The following is a 20,257-nucleotide window of genomic DNA, read 5'->3' as shown; positions in this document are numbered from 1 at the left end:
GAGCGCCTAACTCTTTGCTAGGAAATCCTAATTTCGGCATGTCGCCTTATAATTCCATATAGTCTATAAAATCAGTTGACTTATAAATATCGCCATGGTCGATTTCACGCAGAGATTCAACCGGACGGTCCAATGCCATGACGACTTCAGCCGAAAGCCTGCCCATCCTCGATTTCCGTTGGTTCGAGGCCGGAAAGGCAGAGCGCGCGGCCTTCCTCCAGAACCTGCGCGAGGCAGCTCGTGGACCCGGCTTCTTCTACCTGACCGGCCACGGCGTGCCCCAGCAGTTGATCGATGACGTGCTGCGCCTGTCGCGCCGCTTCTTCGACCTGCCCGAACAGGACAAGCTGGCGATCGAAATGATCAACTCGCCGCATTTCCGCGGCTACAACCGGGCCGGCTTCGAGCATACCCGTGGCAAGCCGGACTGGCGCGAGCAGGTCGATATCGGTGCCGAAAAGAGGGCCCGCCCGCTCGACCCCACCGCGCCAGCCTGGCATCGCCTGCAAGGCCCCAATCAATGGCCGGAAGCCTTGCCCGAACTACAGCTGATCACGCTGCGCTATCTCCAGGAGGTCACCCAGCTCGGCATTCGCGTCCTCAGCGCCTTCGCGCTCGCCTTGGGCCAGAAGGCCGATGCCTTCCAGCCGATCTACACGCCCGAACCCAACCAGCTCCTCAAGATCGTGCGCTATCCCGGTCGTGAAGCTGGTGAGGATGACCAGGGCGTCGGCGCTCACAAGGATTCGGGCTTCCTCACGCTGCTGCTGCAGGATGTCCAGGGCGGTCTGCAGGTCGAGGGCGAGCATGGCTGGATCGAGGCTCCCCCCATCCCCGGCACTTTCGTCGTCAATATCGGCGAGATCCTGGAACTGGCCTCGAATGGCTATCTGCGCGCCAACGTCCATCGTGTCGTCTCGCCACCGGCCGGTACCGATCGGCTGTCGGTGCCCTTCTTCCTCGGTGCCAATCTTGAGGCCGAAGTACCGCTGCTGACGCTGGCACCGGAGTTTGCCGCCGAAGCACGCGGCCTGACGCAGGACCCGCTCAATCCGCTCTTCCGAGAGGCTGGGCGCAACTATCTCAAGAGCCGCCTGCGTTCCCATCCCGACGTCGCCCGCCGCCACCATCCCGACCTGATCGACACCAGCAAGCCGGTGCAGGTCGCCTCCGCCTACTGATTTTCGGTTCGATCTTCAAAGCCACGCTTCAGGAGCCATTGGCATGACCACCGATTCCCGACATTTCGAGACCCTTGCCCTGCATGGCGGCAGCTATCGCGCTGACCCGGCCACCGGCGCCGTGGCGGTGCCGATCTACCAGACCACCTCCTACCAGTTCCAGGATACCGGACACGCCGCGCGTCTTTTCGCACTCGAGGAACTCGGCAACATCTATACACGCGTGCAGAACCCGACGACCGACGCGCTGGAGCAGCGCATTGCCGCCCTCGAAGGTGGCGCGGCCGCGCTGGCCGTCTCATCGGGGCAGACGGCCTCGGCCTATTCGATCCTCAATCTGGCCCAGGCCGGCGACAACGTCGTCTCGTCCACCGACCTCTATGGCGGCACCTGGACCCTGTTCGCCTCGACACTCAAGCAATTCGGCGTCGAAGTCCGCTTCGTCGATCCCTCCGATCCGGAGAATTTCCGCCGAGCAAGCGACGACAAAACCCGTGCCTTCTACGCCGAAACGCTGCCCAATCCCAAGCTGCAGGTACTGCCGATCCGCGAGATCGCCGATATCGGCCGCTCGCTCGGCATTCCGCTCATCGTCGACAACACCGCCGCGCCGCTGATCGCCCGCCCGCTCGAACATGGCGCCGCCGTCGTGGTCTATTCGGCGACCAAATATATCGGCGGCCACGGCACCTCCATCGGCGGCCTGATCGTCGATGGCGGCAATTTCCCCTGGGAGGACCATGCCGACCGCTTTCCGCTGCTGACCCAGCCGGACGAGGCCTATCACGGCGCGATCTGGACCGAGGCCGCCAAGCCTCTCGGGCCGATCGCCTATATCCTGCGCGTGCGGGTGAAGCTGCTGCGCGACGTCGGTGCGGCCCTGTCGCCCTTCAACGCCTTCCAGCTGCTGCAGGGGCTGGAAACCCTGCCGCTGCGCCTGCGCCAGCACAATGAGAACGCCGTCAAGGTGGCGGACTTCCTCGCCAAGCAGGCCACCGTCAGCCACGTCATCTTCCCCGGCCTGCAGTCGGACGAGAATCGCCGTCGCGCCGAGGCCTATCTCAAGGGCGGCTATGGTGCCCTGGTCGGCTTCGAGCTCAAGGGCGGTGTGGAGGCCGGCAAACGCTTCATCGACGCACTCAAGCTGCTCTACCACGTCGCCAATATCGGCGATGCCCGCTCGCTCGCCATCCACCCGGCCTCGACCACCCATCAGCAGCTGACGCCGGAGGACCAGCTCACGACCGGCGTGACGCCCGGTTATGTGCGCTTGTCCATCGGCATCGAGCACCCGGACGACATCATCGCCGACCTGACCCAGGCCCTAGCCGCTGCCGAAGGCGAGCACGACGCGGCGGAACGCAAGGCGGCTTGAGACATGGTCCGGGAATAATGAACCACCACCTTTGTCATGCCCGGGCTTGATCCGGGCATCCAGGATGCCTCCGTCTTCGACGTTTGGAAGGGAAACTGGATTGCCGGGTCAAGCCCGGCAATGACAAACGTCGAGCCAATTCGTTTCGTTGTTCGATGGATCAGCCCCAAGCAGCCGGCCACGGATGGAACCCATGTCCAGACTTCCCGCTTTCTCGCGCCGCAAGGCCCTCAAACTGGCCGGAGCGGCCGGTGCCCTCGCCTCTCTCTCCGCCGTCGGCGGCCGCATCTTCTCGCCAGCGATCGCAGCGCCGGCGCCGAAGATCCGCCTGGCCTGGACAGAGGTGGCTGCCTGCCACTCGCCGCTCGGTTTCGGCGTGGCCAAGGGCATCTACGCCAAGCACAATCTCGACGTCGAACTGTTCTACCAGGGCGCCAGCGGCCAGACGCTGATCCAGGCACTCGCCACCGGCAAGGCGGATGCCGGCGCCGGCCTGATCGGCGATTGGCTGAAGCCCCTGGAGCAGGGCTTCGACGTCAAGCTCTTCGTCGGCTCCCATGGCGGCTGCCAGCGCCTGCTGGCGCGCAAGGATTCCGGCATCAAGACGCTGGCCGACGCCAAGGGCAAGACCATCGCCACCTATGGCATCGGTGCCCCGCCCCAGGTCGCCTTCCAGGTCAGTTTCGCCAAGGCCGGTCTCGATCCTGAAACCGACGTGACCTGGAAGGCCGTGCCCTTCGAGCTCGTCGGCGAGACGCTCAACCGGGGCGATGTCGAGCTTGCCGCCCATCTCGATCCCTGGGCCTGGGCCATCGAAAAGCAGTTCGATTTCGTCAAGATCGCCGACACCCAAACCGGCTTCTACGAGGGGCACACCTGCTGCGTCCTCGGTGCCAACGGCCCCTTCCTTGAGGCCAACAAGGATGGCCTGCGGCGCCTGGCCGAAGCCAATATCGAAATCCACGAATACACCGCCAACCATCCCGACGAAGTGGCGCAATGGTATTTCGACACGCTCAAGCCCGCCGGCCTGACGGCGGCCCAGCTCACCGAAATCCTGGGAACGCTAGTCTATCACAACCACCCGATCGGCCAGCCCCTGGTCGACCAGATCCGCCTGGCGGCCGAGGACCTCAAACTGGTCAAGGTGCTCGATTCCACCACCGATCCCAAGGAGTTCGCCGAGCGGGTCACCATCAACCTGCTCGCCTGAGGCTTTGCGATGAGCGATACCCTGCGCGCCCCCAATCCCGGACTCCTCAAGGCGGCACCCCCGTCACAGGCATCCCTGCGTAGCCTGTGGGGCGGCGTGTGGAAGCATGGGCTCCTGGCCTCGGTGACCCTGGCCGCCACGGCGGCCATCACGATCGGCTTGCCGGACGTGGTGCCGTGGGGCAGTGCCGGTCTGTTCGCCGCCATCACCGGCACGGCAGGGCTGATCTTCCTGGTGGTGGCCTTCACCGTCCATCGCCTCGGCGGGTTGGGACGCACGCTCCTGCATTATGGCCCCTGGTTCGCCGCCATCGGCGTCTGGCTGGCCTTGTGGGAGCTATCGACGGCCAAGACCGGCTGGCTGCCCAAGCCTTTCTTCTCGCCGCCGCACGGCCTGCTCCATGTCTATGTCACCGAGAGCCAGCGCCTTCTCATCTGCATCGCCTATTCCTTGCGCCTGTGGTCCGTCGGCTTCTTCTGCGGCATCGCGGTGGGTTATGGGCTCGGCGTGGCGCTCGGCTGGTCGAAGCGGTTCAGCTATTGGGGCATGCCGGTGCTGAAGCTGATCGGCCCGGTTCCGGCCACGGCCTGGATCCCCTGCACCTTCTATTTCTTCCCCAACACCTTCGATGCCAGCGTCTTCATCGTGGCACTGGCCTCCGGCATTCCCGTCGCGATCCTGACGGCCTCCGGCGTCGCCTCGGTCAACCGGGCCTATTACGACGTCAGCCGCATCTTCGGCGCCGGCAGCTGGTACCTGATCCGCAACATCGCCATTCCCGCCTCCCTGCCGCATGTCTTCGTCGGCCTGTTCATGGGCCTCTATTATTCCTTCGCGGTGCTGGTGGTGGCCGAGATGCTCGGGGCCAAATACGGGCTCGGCTGGTACATCCAGTTCCAGACCGCCTATTCGGGCTATGCCAATGTCTACGCGACACTGCTGATCATGTCGGTGATCTGCGCGGGCATCGTGAAGCTGCTCTTCGTCATACGCGATCACCTCCTCACCTGGCAGAAGGGCTTTATCTGATGGCTGCCTCGAGCCACAGCATCGGCATCGACGTCCACGGCGTCAGCCATCATTTCGTCCTCTCGGGTGCGGAGTTGCCGGTACTGGATAGCGTCGACCTCAAGGTCGAACCGGGTGAATTCGTTGCCCTGCTGGGCCCTTCGGGTTGCGGCAAGTCGACCTTGCTGCGCCTCATCGCCGGATTGGAGCCGCCCGCTGCCGGCGCCATCCTGGCCGACGGCCATGCGGTCACGGCCCCCGATCCCGCCCGTATCCTGGTGTTCCAGGACCCGACCCTGTTTCCCTGGCTGACGGTCCGCAAGAACGTCGCGGCGGGGCTGGAGGCGCGCGGCGTGCTCGCCCGCCAGAGCCATCGCATCGGCCAGGCCCTGTCGCTGGTCGGGCTCGAGCGCTTCGCCGACGCTTATCCCCACCAGCTTTCGGGCGGCATGGCGCAGCGCGCCTCGCTGGCGCGGGCGCTGGTGCACGATCCCTCCCTGCTGCTGCTCGACGAGCCGCTGGGCAAGCTCGATTCCCTGACGCGCCTCGCTTTGCAGGACGAATTGGTGTCGCTCTGGCAACGTACGGGCTTCACGGCGTTGCTGGTAACCCACGACGTCGAAGAGGCGCTGCTGCTTGCTTCCCGCGTGATCGTGTTTTCCGACAGGCCCGCACGGATCAAGGCGGAGTTTGCCGTCGACAAGCCCTATCCGCGCCATCGCGACGATACGGAATTGGTCCATCTGCGCCGGGAGATCCTGCAGGCGCTCGGATTGCAGCTTTCATGAGTGCCCTGCCCGCCTTCACCCGCCTTCTGCAGATCTTCGGGGCTGGTATCGTCGCGCTGTCCCTCGCCTGGTGGTGGATTACCTATCAGGATGTGATCGGCTACAATTACCTCTCGCTCCCGGATGCCGGGCTCTGCCTTGTCAGCAACAGCGATATTTGCCAGCTTGCGAGATCGCTGTGCCGCAGCACCCATCCCCTGGCCATCATCGCCTATTGGTCGGCGAGCCTGTGGATCGGTGTCGCCGCCCTGTGCGCCAGCCTCGCGACGGGGACGGCAGGAGACGCCTGAACCAAGACTGCCGGCGCGCGTTCCGGAGTCGGATCAACAAGATGCGGGGCTTCGCTCAACTTCAGAATCTGAATCATCGGCCGCCGGCACAGCCCTTCCAGCTTCCGGCGTCGCTCAAAGGACACCAAGAGGATCACAAGATGCCATTCTCGCTTCCCCTCCGCTCCCTCATCGGCAAGAGGGCGCACCGGCTGACAGCCGCAGCGGCCGCCGCCGCCATGATGGCGACCGCTGGCATGGCCCAGGCCGCCGACGTCACCGTCGCCTCCAAGATCGATACCGAAGGCAATCTGCTCGGAAACCTGATCGTGCAGGTCCTGGAAGCCAATGGCCTCAAGGTCAACAACCGCGTGGGCCTGGGCACCACACCAATCGTGCGCAAGGCCCTGGTAGCCGGCGACATCGATCTCTATCCCGAATATACCGGCAATGCCGGCTTCTTCTTCAACAAGGCCGATGACGGCCTGTGGAAGGACGCCGCCAAAGGCTATGCCGAGGCCAAGAAGCTCGATTACGACGCCAACAAGCTGGTGTGGCTCGATCCCGCGCCCGCCAACAACACCTGGGCCATCGCCATCCGCAAGGACGTGGCCGATACCAACAAGCTGAAGTCGCTCGACGATTTCGGCAAGTTCGTCACCGGCGGCGGCAAGGTGAAGCTGATCGCCTCGGCCGAGTTCGTCAACAGCGCCGGCGCCCTGCCCGCCTTCCAGACCACCTATAGCTTCAAGCTCTCCTCCGACCAGCTCGTGGTGCTTTCGGGCGGCGACACCGCAGCCACCATCAAGGCAGCAGCCGAGCAGACGGACGGCGTCAACACAGCCATGGTCTACGGCACGGATGGCGGCATCGCAGCCGGCAATCTCGTGGTGCTCGACGACGACAAGTCGGTGCAGCCCGTCTACGCCCCGGCGCCGGTCATTCGGGAATCCGTGCTCAAGGCCCATCCTCAGATCGCCGACTGGCTGAAGCCGGTCTTCGCCAGCCTCGACCTCACCACGCTGCAGGAGCTCAACGGCCGCATCCAGGTCGATGGCGAGGCGGCCAAGGATGTCGCGGCCGACTATCTGAAGAAGAAGGGCCTGGTGAAGTGAGTTCAAGCGCCGGGGATGTTCACGCCGACAAGAGCGCTTTCCCGGCGCCCCCCGCCGTCACGGGCACGGGTGCCCTGACCTCGGGCTTCGACAAGCTCGGCGTCGTGATGGCGCTGATCGCCGCCGCCGCGCTGGCGCTGCCCTTTGCCAATTTCCGGCCGAGTCGCATCGGCCAGGCCCAGGGCATCGGCTTCATCCAGGCACTTCCTGCGGGCCTTGCCTGGGTCGGCCTCGCACTGCTCGTCCTGGGGCTAATCGCGCTCCTCCGCCGGGCCGATCCGCGCCTGCGGCTGGTGGTGGCCGCCGGTGCTATACTAATCCTTGCCGTGCTGATCGGCCTGGTACCCGGGGTCCTGATTCCCCCCGGCAATATCAGGCCACGGGTGGGCCCCGCAGCCGGCTTCTGGCTTCTCGCCTTCTCCTTTGCCATCCTGCTCACAGACGCGCTGGTCAAGCTGTCGCTGCGGCCAGCCCAGCGGGTGCTCGCGCTCGTGCTGACGCTTGCGGTCTTTCTTGCCTTCCTGTTCTCCGGCCACTGGAACGGGCTGTCGATCATGAAGGAATATGCCACCAACGGTTCGGGCTTTGCCGCGAATGCCGCAGTGCATGTCACCCTCGCCTTGGCCTCGCTTTTCGGCGCCCTGGTCGTCGGCCTGCCGCTCGGCATCGTCTGCCAACGCCATCGGGGGCTGCGCGGCGTGGTGCTGCCGGCCCTCAACATGATCCAGACGATCCCGTCCCTGGCGCTGTTCGGCCTGATGATCGCCCCTCTGACCTACCTGGCCAAGACCTATCCCCTCATCGAAGCCGTCGGCGTGCATGGCACCGGCTCGTCGCCGGCTCTGATCGCCCTTTTCCTCTATGCCCTGCTGCCGGTGGTCTCCAACACGGCGATCGGCCTCGACTCCGTCTCTCCCAACGTCGTGGACGCCGCCCGCGGCATGGGCATGACCCAGTGGCAGCGCCTGTTCCAGGTCGAGCTGCCCCTCGCCTTCCCCGTCATCCTGACAGGCGTGCGCATCGTGTTGGTGCAGAATATCGGCCTCGCGACCATCGCAGCCTGGATCGGCGGCGGCGGATTCGGCGTCTATGTGCAGAACGGCATGGGCGCCACCGCCATCGATCTCGTCCTGCTCGGCGCCATTCCCACCATCGCCCTCGCCTTTTCGGCAGCCATCATCCTCGATGCACTCGTCGACATACTCAAAGGACGGCACGCATGATCGAAGTCAGGCAAGTCAGCCGTCGTTTCGGCTCCCAGCTGGCCGTCGACAATGTCTCGCTTACCATCGAGCGCGGCACGATCACCGTGCTGGTCGGCACCTCCGGCAGCGGCAAGTCCACATTGCTGCGCATCATCAACCGGCTGATCGAGCCGACCTCAGGCACCGTTTTGATCAACGGCCAGGACACTTCCACCCTCTCGGGCGAGGAACTGCGGCGCGGCATCGGCTACGCCATTCAGGGCCACGGCCTGTTCCCGCACTGGACGGTGGCACGCAATATCGGCACCGTGCCGAGCCTGCTCGGCTGGGACCAGGCGCGCACAGCCAGGCGGGTCGACGAACTGCTCCGCCTGTTCGATCTCGACCCGGCCCTCTACGCCGAGAAGCTGCCGCACCAATTGTCCGGCGGCCAGCAGCAGCGTGTCGGCGTCGCCCGCGCGCTGGCGGCCGAACCCGCCGTGCTGCTGATGGACGAACCTTTCGGCGCGCTCGATCCGATCATCCGCGCCAAGGCGCAGGACGATTTGCTCGCCTTGCAGCGCCGCCTCGGCATCACCGTGGTCCTGGTCACCCACGACATGGAAGAGGCCATGCTGCTGGGCAACCGCATCGCCGTGATGGATAACGGCAAGCTCCTGCAATATGCCACGCCGACCGAGATCCTCACCAACCCGGCGCCCGGTTTCGTCGAGCGCCTGATCGGTGGCCCCGACCGTTCGCTACGCCTGCTCTCTTTGCTCAAAGTCGCCGATTCCGTGCAGCCCGGCACTGCCGAGGGCAAGCCCGTGCAGGAAAATGCGACATTGCGCGACGCCCTCTCCGAATTGCTGTGGGCTCGGGCCCAGGCCCTGCCCGTCACAGCGGCCGACGGCACCCCGCGTGGGCGCATCACCCTGCCTGCCATCCTCGACCTGGCCGGAGCCGATGCGCATCGCGCCGAGGATACGCCGGCATGAAGTGGCTCGGCTACAGCGCTCGCGCGCTCGCTCTCGTCCTGCTGCTGCTCCTGCTGTTCGACACGGATCTGTTCGTGCCGATCCTGGCACCGCTCAACGACAATGGGGCGCCGCCGGTCTATCGCCAGGGCAGCCTGCTGTTCCTCTCTTTGAGCCATCTCAGCCTGGTCGCCGTCTCCACCCTCATCGGCGGGACATTGGCCTTGCTCGCCGGCATCTTCGTGACCCGACCGGCCGGCGCCGAATTCCTGCCTTTGTCGCGAACCATCGTGAATATCGGCCAGACCTTTCCGCCGATCGCCGTGCTCGCCATCGCGGTGCCCTCGCTCGGCTTCGGGGCGGAACCTACCCTGCTCGCCCTCACCCTCTACGGGCTGCTGCCGATCTTCGAAAACACCATGGCCGGCCTCAGGAGCGTTCCCCCTACCGCGCTCGATGCGGCCCGCGGCATGGGCATGACCGGCTGGCAGCGCTTGATCAAGGTCGAGCTGCCGCTCGCCCTCCCCGTGATCCTCACCGGCATAAGGCTCTCCTTCGTGGTCAATCTCGGTACGGCCACCATCGGCTCCACCGTGGGCGCCAAAAGCCTCGGCGAGGTGATCATGGCCGGCATCACCACCACCAACACCGCCTATATCCTGCAAGGCGGTGTCCTCGTCGCGCTCCTGGCCGTGCTCATCTACGATGCGCTCGGCAGCCTCGAGCGCTCTCTCGCCAAGCGTACCGGCACGGCCGGCATACGCTGATCGGAGGGGCCATCATGAATGCCTCGCATCGAAGCAAGCTCTCGCGTCGGACCGGAAGGCCAGGCGCCGTATCCGACCTGATCTGGGAGAGGCTGGTGGACGAGGCGCAGGACGCCATTGCCGCCGAGCCGCAGCTTGCCACGCAATTCTATGCCAGCGTGCTCGATCATGCCTCCTTCGAGGATGCCCTGATCCAGCGCCTGGTCCAGCGTATCGAGCATCCAGACATGCCGGCCTCGGTGCTGCGCCATGCCTTCCGCACAGCAATCGCGGCCGATCCCGGCATCTGCCTGGCTATCCGTGCCGACATCCAGGCCGTGCTCGAGCGCGACCCGGCCTGCAAGCGCTATCTGGAGCCCCTGCTCTATTTCAAGGGCTTCCATGCTCTGCAACTGCATCGTCTCGCTCATTGGCTCTGGCAGCAGGACCAGCGCAATTTCGCGCTCTATCTGCAAAGCCGCGTCTCCGAGGTGCTGCAGGTCGATATCCACCCCGCCGTTCCGATCGGGCGTGGCATCTTCTTCGACCACGCCACCGGCATCGTCATCGGCGAGACGGCGGTGATCGAGGACGACGTCTCGATCCTGCAATCGGTGACGCTGGGCGGCAGCGGCATCCGCTCGGGCCAGCGTCACCCCAGGATCCGCAAGGGCGTCCTCATCGGCTCAGGCGCCAAATTGATCGGCAATATCGAGATCGGCGAAGGTGCCCGCATCGGCGCCGGCTCGGTGGTGACGGCGCCGGTGCCCCCGCACAAGACCGTAGCGGGCGTGCCGGCCCGGATCATCGGGGACACGCCGGGTGCCGATCCGGGGCGGACGATGGACCAGATCTTCTTCGATGTCGGCCTCTGAGGCAGGGCACAACACCCAATTTCACGCTGTTTATTAGTTTATAAAACCAGTAGACAGTGTGTAATAAATCATTCTACGATCACATTCTGCTGAATGGATGAAACAGCTGACAGGAATTAGGGCGGTCGCCGCCGATCTTGCCATCGCGGTACAATCGCCCGATCATGCCTCGAAGCAACGACATCCTTCCGAAAACCATCGGCCTCTGCGCATGCCGCCAGGCTGGTAAAACAAGAGAGCAACGGGGCGCCTTGCCGTGGATATCGACCGGCAGGGAATGAAAGGGACTTTCATGCTGAACTCAGTCAAACGCGGCTTCACGCGCAGCGCCGGCATCGCCATCGCGGCGCTCGCAGCCGGCTTCATCGCAGCGGCACCGGCCCAGGCAGGCCCCACGCTCGACAAGATCAAGGAACGCGGCGTCATCAAGGTCGGCGTCGGCAGCCAGGCCGGGTTCTTTGCGCCTGACGCCAATGGCCGCTGGCAGGGCTTCTTCGTTGATTTCGGCCGGGCTCTCGCCATCACCGTGTTCAACGATCCCGACAAGGTCGAGTTCACCAATTCCTCGCCCCAGCAGCGTCTGCCCGCCCTGCAGGCCGGCCAGTTCGACATCCTGCTCTCGGCGGTGACCCAGACCATCACCCGTGCCTTCAAGCTCAATTTCCACTTCGGCCCGGTGGTGTTCTATGACGGCCAGGGCATCCTCGTGAAGAAGTCGCTGGGCGTGACCAAGGCGGCCGAACTCGACGGCGCCACCATCGGCGTGCAGAGCGGGACCACGGGTGAACAGAACATCGCCGATTTCTTCAAGAAGACCGGCAAGACCTACAAATCCGTGGTGATCGAGGATACGGCGACCTTCACCCAGGCCTTGACCTCCGGCCGTGTCGACGCGCTGACGCAGGACGGCACCGATCTCGGCCTGCGCCGCGCCGCTCTGCCCAATCCGGACGAATATGTGCTGCTGCCCGAGCGCCTGTCCAAGGAACCCCTGGCGCCGGCGGTACTGGGCGGTGACGATCGCTGGCTGGAGATCGTGAACTGGACGGTCTATGCCACCATCCAGGCCGAGGAATTCGGCATCACCAGCCAGAATGTCGACACTTTCCTGACCAGCGACGACCCGGCCATCAAGCGCTTCCTCGGCGTCGATCCCTCGCTCGGCCAGGCCATCGGGCTCGATCCGAAATTCGCCTACAACATCATCAAGAAGGTGGGCAACTACGGTGAGATCTTCGAGCGCAATCTCGGCAAGAGCACCAAGATCGGCTTCGAGCGTGGCCTCAACAATTTGTGGACCCAGGGCGGCCTGATCTATTCGCCGCCCTTCCGATAATAAAGGGGGGTGGGTCTTCAGACCCGCCTCTCCTTGCCGGCAAGCGAGCCGGTTCCAGGCGGGTCCCGCTCCATCATTTGATGGAGCTGAGAAGACCCGCCCCCATGGGATCTCTTCATGGCCGACACGATCAGCATAGTCTCCCCCGACACGCCCGGCCCCGTCGGCAAGATCCGTCTCTGGTGGGGCGCCCATCCCTATGGCCAGCTCCTGCTGATCGCCGCACTGGCGCTGGTCCTCGGCCTCCTTTGCCACAACATCCTGGCCAGCATGCATCGCCTGGGCATGGCGCCAGGGCTCGACTATCTCTGGCAGCCGGCCAATTTCGACATCACCGAAAGCCTGCTCGTCTACCAGGCCGGCGACAGCTATGCGCGTGCCATCGCGGTCGGCCTGCTCAACACGCTCAAGCTCGCCGTGCTCGGCTGCCTGTTCGCCACCATTCTCGGCACGACTCTCGGCATCGCCCGCCTTTCCGGCAATCTGCTGCTCTCTCGCCTCGTGCAGGCCTATGTCGAGCTGATCCGCAACACGCCCCTGCCCCTGCAACTGTTCTTCTGGATCGCCCTGACCCAGGCCCTGCCACCCACCAGGCAAGCCCTGCAGCCCTTCAGCTCAACCTTCCTGTCGGTGCGCGGCATCTTCCTGCCCTGGGTCGAGATCGGCAATGGCCAAAGCCTGTGGCTGCTGGCCGCCGTGCTGGTGCTGCTCGCTTTCGCCGCCAGGGCCTTCATCCGTCGCCTGCAGCATCCCCTGTCGGCTCTCGGCTTCCTCGGCCTGTTTGCGCTCTTTCCGACCATCGCACTCGCCTGGATCCTTGTCGCCGGTATCACCTTCACGCCGGATCTGCCCGTGCTGCAAGGCTTCAACATCCGCGGCGGCATTACTTTGACGCCGGAATTCGCCGCCATGCTCGTCGGACTGACGATCTACTATTCCGCCAGCATCTCCGAAAGCGTGCGCAGCGGCATCGAATCCGTCAATGTCGGCCAATGGGAAGCCGGCCGGGCGATCGGCCTGCCGCGCGGACGCATCATGCGCCTCATCGTGATGCCGCAGGCGATGCGGGTGATCACGCCCCTGATGACTTCGAGCTATCTCGACCTCACCAAGGACACCACGCTCGGCATCCTCATCGGTTTCACCGAGGTGACTGCCATCATCAAGACCAGCGCTAACAACACCGGCAACGCCGTCGAGACCATCATCGTGCTCGTCGCCGTCTTCCTGGCCGTGAGCATGCCGACCTCCTATCTGATCAATCTCTATAATCGCAGCCTGGCCAAGCGCGGGATCATCGCCAAATGAGTTCGATGTCCCTCCCCGATGCAGCACGGATCCGCTCGAGCCGGCGTTGGCAGACCCTCAAGGCGGGCCTGTTCTCCTCGCCTCTCAACACGACGATCACACTCGTCGTCCTGGCCCTGATCGCTTGGGTCGGCTCGCATCTGGTCGACTGGGCCTTCATCCGGGCGACGTGGTCCGGCACCGCGCAGGATTGCCAGGCCAATGGCGGTGCCTGCTGGGCCTTCGTCGGCGTCAATCTCAAGCTGATGCTGTTCTGGACCTACCCGTCCGACCTCCTCTGGCGCCCGATCCTCGGCCTGGTGCTGATGTTCGGCCTGGCCGGCCTCAGCACCATCCCGCGTTTCTGGGGACGCGGCCTGATCCTTGCCTGGATCGCGGTGCCCCTCGTCACCTGCCTGCTGCTGCGCGGATATTTCTCCGGCATCACCGTCTCCACCAATGATTGGGGCGGCCTGCCGCTGACCATGCTGATCTGGACGATCGCCTATGCCTCGTCCTTCCTGATCGCCATTCCCCTCGCCCTCGGGCGCCGCTCGAGCATGGGCGGCGTGCGGCTGGTCAGCACCGGCTTCATCGAAATCGTGCGCGGCATGCCGATGCTGGTGGTGCTCTATGTTTCCAGCCTGATCGTGCCGATGGCGCTGCCCTATTTCGACGTGAACCTGTTCTTCAGCGTCGAGGTCGCCCTCACCCTCTTCATCGCCTGCTATCTGGCCGAGGTAATCCGGGCCGGCATGCAGGCCCTGTCGGCCGGGCAGAGCGAGGCGGCACGGGCGCTGGGCCTGAGCTACTGGCAAACCACCGGCCTCGTCATCCTGCCGCAGGCCCTGCGCGCCATCATCCCGCCTTTGGTCAATCTGGGCATCGGCGTCCTCCTCAGCACCCCGCTGATCGGATTCATCGGCATGATCGACTTCCTGACCGCCGTCAGGAACACGGCTGCCACCAATGAACAGATCTGGCCGCACTGCTACCCGGAAGCCTATGCCTTCGCGGCCCTCGTCTATTTCCTGATCTGCTTTCCAGCCTCGCGCTACAGCCTGTGGCTCGAACGGCGCCTGAAGGCATCGACCAGCCACCAGGCGAAGGGCAAGTAAACCGCGGGTTGCGATGACGGCCATCGGTATGCCGGTCTTCAGACAGGCATTTTAGCCCAGAACGGCTGGTCTCAAGACCTAATGCGGTTCACTTAAGCGTCTATGCGTTTGCTCGACCTTTGTCATTGCCGGGCTTGACCCGGCAATCCAGCCTGGATCTCCGCGTTGCGCGTGTGGCTTCTAGATAGCCGGGTCAAGCCCGGCTATGACAATTGGGAGCGTTCCCTCCTTAAGTGAACTGCATTAGGTCTCAAGACCGGCATGCCAATCGGGCTGCGATCAATCCTTGACAAAATAATACGGTCGTACATATTGGCGCAATGGCACGCGCATCGAACCGTGAAAAGCTCCTCGTCGCCGGGCTCGGCCTGATCCACGAGCATGGCTACAACGCTACCAGTGTGCGTGACGTCGTGCGTGCGGCCGGCGTGCCGCAGGGCTGCTTCACCAACCATTTCACCTCCAAGGAAGCCTTCGGCCTCGAGGTGCTGGGTCTCTATCGCGCCGAAAAGCGGGAGGATGCCCACAAGACCCTGCTCGACGACAACCAGCAGCCGCTGCAACGCGTCTGCGCCTATATCGACGCTAGGACGGAGCGCTTCAAGCAAAACGGCATGCGCTGCGGCTGCATGTTCGGCAATTTCGCTGCCGAATCCAGCAGCGAAAGCGAAGCAATCCGCCTCGAACTGCTCGATATCTTCGCAGAGAGCCAGCGTGCCATGCGTTATTGCCTGGAGGCCGCCATACGGTCCGGCGACCTGCCGCCGGCATTCGACTGCGACGAGGCCGCCGCCCTTATCCTCTCCTCGCTCCAGGGAGCCTTCCTGACGGCCAAGACGGAGCGCGGCGCGGCACCGGTCGAACGCTTCAAGAAATTCCTGTTCGCTTCCATCCTGCGTTGATGCCCCGGCTTCACGCATCGTATTTCGAACGAAATAATACGTTCGTACGTATTTTATCCTTTTCAGAACGAGGCTCTGCAATGCCAGACTCGGCACTCTCTCCCTCCGATATCGTTCGGCAGGCTAGCCCGGCGCCCGATCCGCGCCGTTGGTCGGCCCTGGCCATCCTGCTGACCGGCGCCTTCCTGGCTCCCCTCGACTTCTTCATCGTCAACGTCGCCATGCCGGCCATCACAACCGGCCTCCACAGCACGGCTGCCGATGTGCAGATGGTAATTTCCGGCTATGCCGTGGTCTACGCCGTCTTTCTGATCACCGGCGGAAGGCTTGGCGACATCTTCGGCCGCAAGGCGATCTTCATGACCGGCCTTGCCGGGTTCGCCGCCGCCTCCGCCCTGTGTGGCCTGGCCTGGTCCCCCACCGTGCTGATCGCGGCGCGGATGCTGCAAGGCCTCGCCGCGGCCGCCATGGCGCCCCAGGCCCTGGCCTCTGTCCATGCGCTCTTTCCGGCCCATGAACGCGGGCGGGCCCTCAGCATCTACGGCATCGTGCTCGGCGTGTCCTCCATCATCGGCCAGTTGCTCGGCGGCGCGCTCGTTGGCGCCGATCTCGACGGCTTCGGCTGGCGGCTGATCTTCCTGATCAACCTGCCCATCGCCCTTGTCGCTTTCCTCGCGGCGATCCCGCTGCTGCGCGAGACGCGCGGCGAGACCAGACCTCGTCTCGACCTCGGCGGCGTGGTGCTTTCGAGCCTGGCACTCAGCAGCCTGGTGGTGCCGCTGGTCGAGGGCCGCGAGCGCGGCTGGCCCTGGTGGTCGATCGTCATGCTGGCGACGACACCCGTCTTCGTGGAACTCTTCCGCCGTTACGAGCAGCGCCTCGCCAGGGCTGGCGGCGATCCCCTTATCGATCTCGGCATCTTCCGCCTGCCGGGCCTGGTCCGCGGTATCAGCGCCATCCTCGCGCTCTATGCCATGGCGACCTTCTTCCTGACCTATTCGCTCTATTTGCAAGGTTCCCTGGGTTATACCGCGTGGGAAGCCGGGCTTGCCATCCTGCCCTTCTCGGCCGGGTTCCTGGCCGGATCCACTTTCAGCCCCACGATCAGCCGTCTGGTCGGTGGCTCCGCCCCCGCTTTCGGCTTCGCCAGCTCGGCCTTCGGCACAGCCGCAACGGCCCTGCTCGTGCTGGGCTTTCCGGCCGGAACCATGCCGCCGCTCCTGCTGATGGCGCCGGCCATCGGCTTCATCGGGCTGGGCATGGGAACATCGATGCCGACCATGATGCGGGCGATTGTCGAGCGGGTCGGACCACATCACGCCGGCCTTGTCGGCGGCATCGTCAACTCGACGCTGCAGGTGAGCGCCGCCATCAGCGTGGCGGTGCTGGGCGGGCTGTTCTATACCCTGGTGGGCACGAGAACCGACGCCGCCAGCATCGGCCATGCCTTCGCCTGGACCTTGCTGGCCATCGCGGCCTGCCACTCCGTCGGCGCCTATCTTGCGGCAGGCCTCGGCCGACGCGAGGCCGTGGGCGCGCAGGCGGTTCCCTCCGCCGCGGATTGAAGAAAGGACAGGTCATGACGAACAAAGTGATGAAGATTCCGGGTCCCGACCATCCCATCAGCGTCGAGCCCAGCGGGGAGCGTATCGTCGTCAGCCTCGGCGGCCGGGTAATCGCCGACAGCCGGCAGGCGCTGCGCTTGCAGGAAGCCACCTATCCCGCCGTCTTCTATATTCCGCGCGATGATGTCGACATGGGCGCACTCGTGCGCAGCGAGCATGCCACCTACTGCCCCTACAAGGGCGACTGCTCCTATTTCAGCCTTCCGGCCGGCGGCGACCGCTCGGTCAATGCCGTCTGGAGCTACGAAACCCCCTATCCTGCGGTATCGGCCATCAAGGATCATCTCGCCTTCTATCCGGACCGCGTCGGCTCCGTAGAGCGACTGCCGATCGATTGAGGGCAAGGCAGCCGGACGCGTCTCTCACGCTTTGCCGTGCCAGGGCACCAGCAGCTTCTCGGCCAGCCGGACGATCCACTCGAAGCCGATCGCCACCAGGGCGATCACGAAGATGCCGAGGACGACTATATCGGTCTGCAGGAAGTCCGAGGCCGTCTTGATCATGATGCCGAGCCCTTGGGAGGCGGCAACCAATTCCGCCGCAATCAGCGTCGACCAGCCGACGCCAAGCCCGATGCGTATTCCCGTCAGGATCGACGGCAAGGCATTGGGCAGGATGACATGCCAGAGCACCTGCCAGCGCCGGGCGCCGAGCGCACGGCCCGCGTCAATCCGGTCGGGCGGCACGGTGGCGACGCCGGCGGCGGTGGTGATGGCCACCGGCGCGAAGATGGCGATCAGGATGATCAGGACCTTGGTGGTTTCACCGATGCCGCACCAGATCACCATCAGCGGCAGATAGGCGAGCGGCGGCACCGGGCGCAGGAATTCGATGATCGGATCGAGAATGCCGCGGGCGATCGGGCTGAGCCCGATGGCGATGCCGGCTGGCACGGCCGTGACCAGAGCGATCAGCAGAGCGGCGAGGATGCGCCAGAGACTGGCATCGAAATGCTGCAGCAGGGTCGCGTCGGCATAGCCTTCCGTGGCGACCGTGAAGAGTTGCTCCACCACCGCCCGGGGCGACGGCAGATAGAAGGCCGGCAGCCATTCGAAATAGGTGGCGAGCGACCAGGTGAGCAGCAGCCCGAGAATGGTGAGGATGCGCACCGGCGTCGCCCCGAGTGGCGAAGCGGATTTGCGCGAGCCAATCTTGCCGTTCTGCTCCTCGACATCATCCAGACTGCCGGAATTGGCGAGATCGCTCATGCATCCGCTCCCTTCAGGACGGCGGCGAGCACCTGCTCGCGCAGGGCGATGAAGGCCGGGTCCGACTTGATCGACCGGCTGCTCTCTCCGGCCAGGACCCGGCGTGAGAAATCGGTATGGAATTCGCGCGTGATGCGTCCCGGGCGTGGGGAGAGCACCACGATGCGGGTGGCCAGGAAGATCGCCTCCTCGACACTATGCGTGATCAGGAAGACGCTGCGTCGCGTGCGGTCCCACAGATGGATCAGCAATTCCTGCATTTTCTCGCGTGTCAGCGCATCGAGCGCGCCGAGCGGCTCATCCATCAGCAAGATATCCGGTTCGTTGGCGAGAGCCCGGGCCATGCCGACGCGCTGGCGCATGCCGCCCGACAACTCCCAGATCCGATGATCGGCGAATTCACCAAGCCCGACCAACTCGATGATGCGTCCGCAGCGCTGCCTGCGTTCGGCCCTGTCGAGCCCGGCCAGCCTGGGACCAAACTCGATATTGCCGCGCACCGAAAGCCAGGGAAACAGGGCATCGTCCTGGAAGACGACGCCGCGTTCACCGCCAGGCCCCTTCACCGGCTTGTCGCCGAGCGTGATCGCGCCCGAACTCGGCGGCAGAAACCCGGCGAACAGCTTGAGCAGAGTGGTCTTGCCGCAGCCGGAGGCCCCGACCGCCACGACGAACTCGCCGGATTCGATGGTGAGGGAAACATTGCTGAGGGCGGTGACGGAGCGCCCTCCTCTTCCGGAATAGACGACGTTGACGTCACGGGCGGACAGAGCGGACACGGGAACCTCTTTCAGCCCCTGGAACATCATTGCGAGCGCAGCCAAGCAATCCACGCCCCTGCGCGAGGCAGGACTGCATTGCTTGGCTGCGCTCGCAATGACGATGCGGGGCACCGTTTTCAATTCATTGAATAAGGCCCGCCCCGGGAGGGAGGAGATCCCGGGGCGGGCGAGCCTGCGAAAATCTATTGGGAAGAGAGTTTCGTCAGGGCCTGTGCGGCGAAAGCCTTGTTCACATAGGCGGAATAGTCCGGCAGCACCGCCGGGATCTTTTTCTGCTCGGCCAGGAAGCCCGCCGTGTCGGCGATCGCCTTGACCGTAGCGCCGCCCAGCAGATCGGGCGAGGATTGCTCGGCCAGGAGCGGCCAGACATTGGCCTTCAGTAGGCCCGGCACATCCTCGGGCTTGGAGCCGGTGAGCCTGGCAATCGCCTTGGCCTGGTCCGAGGCGGCGCTCCAGGCATCGGGATTGTCGCGATAGGTCTTGTAGGCCTCGCCGGTGACCTTGACGAAGGAGGTCACCACGTCGGGATGGGCCTTGGAGAAATCCTTCGAAGCGATCCAGGCATCGAAGGTGGGCGCCCCCCATTTGGCGACGTCGGCCGACGATACCAGCACCTTACCCTTTTCCTTGAGCTTGCCCAGGGCCGGATCCCAGACATAGCCGCCGTCGATATCACCGCGCTCGAAGGCGGCGGCCAGTTCCGGAGGACGCAGATTGAGGATCTGCACGGATTTCGGTGCGATGTCCCAGTGCTTGAGCGCCGCCAGCAGGCTGTAATGCGAGGTGGAGACGAAAGGCACGCCGATCTTCTTGCCGGCGAGATCCTTGGGATCCTTGATGGTGTCGCGCACCACCAGTTCCTCGGAATCGCCCAGGAGGGCGGCGACGAAAATCGTCTCGATCGGCAATTGGCGGCTGGCGGCCGCGGCGAGCGGGCTCGAGCCGACATAGCCGATCTGCACGTCGCCCGAGGCGATGGCCGCGATCACGTCGGCGCCGGAGTCGAATTTGCGCCAGGCGATCTGCCAGCCGGTCGCCTTTTCATAGGCACCTGCGGCCTGCGCGGCCTTGGCCGGATCGACGCCGGTCTGGAAGCCGATGGTGACCTTGTTATCGGCGGCATGGGCCGTACCGCCAAAAGCGGTGCCGAGCGCCAGGCCAGCGGCCAGGAACAGGCGGCGGTTGAGGAACGTCATATGAGATCCTTGAAGACACGATCCGTCATGCGCTGCGCAGAAGCACCATGAGATGCCCGGCAACGTCGATGC

At 64.6% G+C, this 20,257-nt stretch carries 20 protein-coding genes; 17 read left to right on the top strand and 3 right to left on the bottom strand.

The window, feature by feature from the left end; genetic code table 11:
• Positions 1-137: 137 nt before the first annotated feature.
• The 17 genes from ACTJKX_RS03875 (at position 138) to ACTJKX_RS03795 (ending at position 17,337) form a co-directional block, all read left to right on the top strand.
• Positions 138-1,181, top strand: coding sequence for an isopenicillin N synthase family dioxygenase (locus ACTJKX_RS03875; RefSeq protein ID WP_394309833.1), 1,044 nt, complete (start codon positions 138-140; stop codon positions 1,179-1,181).
• Positions 1,182-1,224: 43 nt separating this feature from the next.
• Entirely contained in the window at positions 1,225-2,556 is a 1,332-nt protein-coding gene (locus ACTJKX_RS03870; protein WP_440724429.1) for an O-acetylhomoserine aminocarboxypropyltransferase/cysteine synthase family protein, read from the top strand.
• 193 nt (positions 2,557-2,749) lie between these two features.
• A complete protein-coding gene (locus ACTJKX_RS03865) occupies positions 2,750-3,769 on the top strand; it encodes an ABC transporter substrate-binding protein (protein WP_440724428.1) in 1,020 nt (339 codons plus the stop codon).
• A gap of 9 nt (positions 3,770-3,778) precedes the next feature.
• Positions 3,779-4,798: an ABC transporter permease gene (locus ACTJKX_RS03860; protein WP_440724427.1), complete on the top strand. Its 1,020-nt coding sequence runs from the start codon at positions 3,779-3,781 to the stop codon at positions 4,796-4,798.
• A complete protein-coding gene (locus ACTJKX_RS03855; protein ID WP_440724426.1) occupies positions 4,798-5,565 on the top strand; it encodes an ABC transporter ATP-binding protein in 768 nt (255 codons plus the stop codon). The genes ACTJKX_RS03860 and ACTJKX_RS03855 overlap by 1 nt, the downstream gene beginning before the upstream one ends.
• On the top strand, positions 5,562-5,855 hold the full coding sequence (locus ACTJKX_RS03850) for a hypothetical protein (protein ID WP_311933127.1): 294 nt from the start codon (positions 5,562-5,564) through the stop codon (positions 5,853-5,855). The genes ACTJKX_RS03855 and ACTJKX_RS03850 overlap by 4 nt, the downstream gene beginning before the upstream one ends.
• Before the next feature lie 218 nt (positions 5,856-6,073).
• On the top strand, positions 6,074-6,949 hold the full coding sequence (gene osmF / locus ACTJKX_RS03845; RefSeq protein ID WP_367625752.1) for a glycine betaine ABC transporter substrate-binding protein OsmF: 876 nt from the start codon (positions 6,074-6,076) through the stop codon (positions 6,947-6,949).
• Complete coding sequence (locus ACTJKX_RS03840; RefSeq protein ID WP_394309841.1) at positions 6,946-8,172, top strand: ABC transporter permease; 1,227 nt, start codon at positions 6,946-6,948, stop codon at positions 8,170-8,172. The genes osmF and ACTJKX_RS03840 overlap by 4 nt, the downstream gene beginning before the upstream one ends.
• Positions 8,169-9,131: an ABC transporter ATP-binding protein gene (locus ACTJKX_RS03835; protein ID WP_311933130.1), complete on the top strand. Its 963-nt coding sequence runs from the start codon at positions 8,169-8,171 to the stop codon at positions 9,129-9,131. Before ACTJKX_RS03840 ends, ACTJKX_RS03835 begins: the two co-directional genes overlap by 4 nt.
• Positions 9,128-9,877: an ABC transporter permease gene (locus ACTJKX_RS03830; protein WP_440724425.1), complete on the top strand. Its 750-nt coding sequence runs from the start codon at positions 9,128-9,130 to the stop codon at positions 9,875-9,877. The genes ACTJKX_RS03835 and ACTJKX_RS03830 overlap by 4 nt, the downstream gene beginning before the upstream one ends.
• 14 nt (positions 9,878-9,891) lie before the next feature.
• On the top strand, positions 9,892-10,731 hold the full coding sequence (gene cysE / locus ACTJKX_RS03825; RefSeq protein WP_440724424.1) for a serine O-acetyltransferase: 840 nt from the start codon (positions 9,892-9,894) through the stop codon (positions 10,729-10,731).
• A 292-nt stretch (positions 10,732-11,023) separates the two neighbouring features.
• Complete coding sequence (locus ACTJKX_RS03820) at positions 11,024-12,067, top strand: amino acid ABC transporter substrate-binding protein (protein WP_068287298.1); 1,044 nt, start codon at positions 11,024-11,026, stop codon at positions 12,065-12,067.
• Between the two features lie 117 nt (positions 12,068-12,184).
• Positions 12,185-13,375, top strand: coding sequence for an amino acid ABC transporter permease (locus ACTJKX_RS03815; protein ID WP_440724423.1), 1,191 nt, complete (start codon positions 12,185-12,187; stop codon positions 13,373-13,375).
• A complete protein-coding gene (locus ACTJKX_RS03810) occupies positions 13,372-14,472 on the top strand; it encodes an amino acid ABC transporter permease (RefSeq protein WP_440724422.1) in 1,101 nt (366 codons plus the stop codon). The genes ACTJKX_RS03815 and ACTJKX_RS03810 overlap by 4 nt, the downstream gene beginning before the upstream one ends.
• A 320-nt stretch (positions 14,473-14,792) precedes the next feature.
• Positions 14,793-15,374 (top strand): TetR/AcrR family transcriptional regulator, encoded by a 582-nt coding sequence (locus ACTJKX_RS03805; RefSeq protein ID WP_440724421.1) that lies wholly within the window; start codon positions 14,793-14,795, stop codon positions 15,372-15,374.
• Between the two features lie 80 nt (positions 15,375-15,454).
• On the top strand, positions 15,455-16,939 hold the full coding sequence (locus tag ACTJKX_RS03800) for an MFS transporter (RefSeq protein ID WP_440724420.1): 1,485 nt from the start codon (positions 15,455-15,457) through the stop codon (positions 16,937-16,939).
• A 14-nt stretch (positions 16,940-16,953) separates the two neighbouring features.
• Positions 16,954-17,337 carry a DUF427 domain-containing protein gene (locus ACTJKX_RS03795; RefSeq protein WP_440724419.1) on the top strand — a complete coding sequence of 128 codons (384 nt, stop codon included), beginning with the start codon at positions 16,954-16,956 and terminating at the stop codon, positions 17,335-17,337.
• A gap of 24 nt (positions 17,338-17,361) precedes the next feature.
• On the opposite strand, the gene ACTJKX_RS03790 is transcribed toward ACTJKX_RS03795, so the two are convergent.
• The 3 genes from ACTJKX_RS03790 to tauA all read right to left on the bottom strand — a co-directional run bounded on the left by ACTJKX_RS03790 (position 17,362) and on the right by tauA (position 20,185).
• Positions 17,362-18,207: an ABC transporter permease subunit gene (locus ACTJKX_RS03790; RefSeq protein WP_440724418.1), complete on the bottom strand. Its 846-nt coding sequence runs from the start codon at positions 18,205-18,207 to the stop codon at positions 17,362-17,364.
• Positions 18,204-19,013 (bottom strand): taurine ABC transporter ATP-binding protein, encoded by an 810-nt coding sequence (locus ACTJKX_RS03785; RefSeq protein ID WP_440724508.1) that lies wholly within the window; start codon positions 19,011-19,013, stop codon positions 18,204-18,206. Before ACTJKX_RS03785 ends, ACTJKX_RS03790 begins: the two co-directional genes overlap by 4 nt.
• 158 nt (positions 19,014-19,171) lie before the next feature.
• On the bottom strand, positions 19,172-20,185 hold the full coding sequence (tauA, locus tag ACTJKX_RS03780; RefSeq protein WP_367625655.1) for a taurine ABC transporter substrate-binding protein: 1,014 nt from the start codon (positions 20,183-20,185) through the stop codon (positions 19,172-19,174).
• Positions 20,186-20,257: the final 72 nt, after the last annotated feature.

Origin of the sequence: Labrys sp. 22185 (genome assembly GCF_052045555.1) — a bacterium.
Classification (GTDB): domain Bacteria; phylum Pseudomonadota; class Alphaproteobacteria; order Rhizobiales; family Labraceae; genus Labrys; species Labrys neptuniae.
Note: the sequence above shows the minus strand (reverse complement) of the source record. Positions and strands in the feature narration are given on the sequence as shown.

Coding starts and splice junctions, on each gene's coding strand:
- ACTJKX_RS03875 (WP_394309833.1), top strand. CDS start 138: ATGACGACTTCAGCCGAAAGCCTGCCCATCCTCGATTTCCGTTGGTTC.
- ACTJKX_RS03870 (WP_440724429.1), top strand. CDS start 1,225: ATGACCACCGATTCCCGACATTTCGAGACCCTTGCCCTGCATGGCGGC.
- ACTJKX_RS03865 (WP_440724428.1), top strand. CDS start 2,750: ATGTCCAGACTTCCCGCTTTCTCGCGCCGCAAGGCCCTCAAACTGGCC.
- ACTJKX_RS03860 (WP_440724427.1), top strand. CDS start 3,779: ATGAGCGATACCCTGCGCGCCCCCAATCCCGGACTCCTCAAGGCGGCA.
- ACTJKX_RS03855 (WP_440724426.1), top strand. CDS start 4,798: ATGGCTGCCTCGAGCCACAGCATCGGCATCGACGTCCACGGCGTCAGC.
- ACTJKX_RS03850 (WP_311933127.1), top strand. CDS start 5,562: ATGAGTGCCCTGCCCGCCTTCACCCGCCTTCTGCAGATCTTCGGGGCT.
- osmF (WP_367625752.1), top strand. CDS start 6,074: ATGATGGCGACCGCTGGCATGGCCCAGGCCGCCGACGTCACCGTCGCC.
- ACTJKX_RS03835 (WP_311933130.1), top strand. CDS start 8,169: ATGATCGAAGTCAGGCAAGTCAGCCGTCGTTTCGGCTCCCAGCTGGCC.
- ACTJKX_RS03830 (WP_440724425.1), top strand. CDS start 9,128: ATGAAGTGGCTCGGCTACAGCGCTCGCGCGCTCGCTCTCGTCCTGCTG.
- cysE (WP_440724424.1), top strand. CDS start 9,892: ATGAATGCCTCGCATCGAAGCAAGCTCTCGCGTCGGACCGGAAGGCCA.
- ACTJKX_RS03820 (WP_068287298.1), top strand. CDS start 11,024: ATGCTGAACTCAGTCAAACGCGGCTTCACGCGCAGCGCCGGCATCGCC.
- ACTJKX_RS03815 (WP_440724423.1), top strand. CDS start 12,185: ATGGCCGACACGATCAGCATAGTCTCCCCCGACACGCCCGGCCCCGTC.
- ACTJKX_RS03810 (WP_440724422.1), top strand. CDS start 13,372: ATGAGTTCGATGTCCCTCCCCGATGCAGCACGGATCCGCTCGAGCCGG.
- ACTJKX_RS03805 (WP_440724421.1), top strand. CDS start 14,793: ATGGCACGCGCATCGAACCGTGAAAAGCTCCTCGTCGCCGGGCTCGGC.
- ACTJKX_RS03800 (WP_440724420.1), top strand. CDS start 15,455: ATGCCAGACTCGGCACTCTCTCCCTCCGATATCGTTCGGCAGGCTAGC.
- ACTJKX_RS03795 (WP_440724419.1), top strand. CDS start 16,954: ATGACGAACAAAGTGATGAAGATTCCGGGTCCCGACCATCCCATCAGC.
- ACTJKX_RS03790 (WP_440724418.1), bottom strand. CDS start 18,207: ATGAGCGATCTCGCCAATTCCGGCAGTCTGGATGATGTCGAGGAGCAG.
- ACTJKX_RS03785 (WP_440724508.1), bottom strand. CDS start 19,013: ATGTTCCAGGGGCTGAAAGAGGTTCCCGTGTCCGCTCTGTCCGCCCGT.
- tauA (WP_367625655.1), bottom strand. CDS start 20,185: ATGACGTTCCTCAACCGCCGCCTGTTCCTGGCCGCTGGCCTGGCGCTC.